At 66.0% G+C, this 981-nt stretch carries 1 pseudogene and 1 other annotated feature; the pseudogene reads left to right on the top strand.

Annotation, left to right across the window (positions count from 1 at the left end):
- Positions 1-53: 53 nt before the first annotated feature.
- Positions 54-981: pseudogene (locus tag AB5S17_RS23410) on the top strand (IS3 family transposase); the annotation flags it as partial.
- Positions 338-454, top strand: a sequence feature (AL1L pseudoknot). (Overlaps the previous pseudogene by 117 nt.)

The raw sequence follows: 981 nt of genomic DNA, 5'->3' as shown, positions 1-981 counted from the left end.
TGAACCGCGCCGACTTTCCCGGAGACCTCAATTCCTGAGAGAATGGGGTCATCATGACGAAAGCGACATCGAAGAGATATTCGCCTGAGGTCCGGGAACGGGCGGTCCGAATGGTTCGGGAGCATCAGGGCGATCATGCCTCGCAATGGGAAGCGATCGCCTCCATCGCGGCGAAGATCGGTTGCTCCGGCGAGACGCTGCGCAAATGGGTGCGTCAGACCGAACGTGATCAGGGCATGCGGGCCGGGCAAACGAGCGAGGAGCGGGACCGGATCAAGGCTCTTGAGCGCGAGGTTCGCGAGCTTCGCCAGGCTAACGAGATCCTGCGCAAGGCATCGGCGTATTTTGCGGCGGCGGAGCTCGACCGCCCGTTCAGACGATGACGGCGTTCATCGACGATCACCGCGACGCCTACGGGGTCGAGCCGATCTGCCGGGTTCTGCCGATCGCCCCGTCGACCTACCACGAGCACGCCGCCCGCCAACGGGATCCGTCTCGTCGACCGGCCCGGGAATGCCGTGATGCCGACCTTTGCGGCGAGATCCGCCGCGTCTTCGCGGCGAACTTCGGCGTCTATGGCGTTCGCAAGGTCTGGCGCCAGATGAGGCGCGAAGGCATCGACGTTGCCCGCTGCACGGTCGCCCGGCTGATGAGAAGCATGGGCCTGAAGGGCGTCATTCGCGGCAAGCCGGTGAAGACGACGGTCGGCGACAAGGCCGCGCCCTGTCCGCTCGACCGGGTCAATCGGCAGTTCCAGGCGCCGCGGCCGAACGCCCTGTGGGTCAGCGACTTTACCTATGTCGCCACCTGGCGAGGCTTCGTCTACGTCGCCTTCGTCATCGACGCCTTTGCCCGTCGGATCGTCGGCTGGCGCGTGTCGCGGACGGCCCATGCCGACTTTGTCCTCGATGCCCTGGAGCAGGCGCTTCACGACCGGCGGCCGTTTGCCAGCGGCAACCTCGTGCACCATTCGGACCGCGG

The organism is Jiella sp. M17.18 (genome assembly GCF_041027365.1).
Lineage (GTDB): Bacteria > Pseudomonadota > Alphaproteobacteria > Rhizobiales > Rhizobiaceae > VKMB-3413.
The sequence above is the reverse complement of the archived record's forward strand: the minus strand, read 5'-3'. Positions and strand labels throughout refer to the sequence as shown.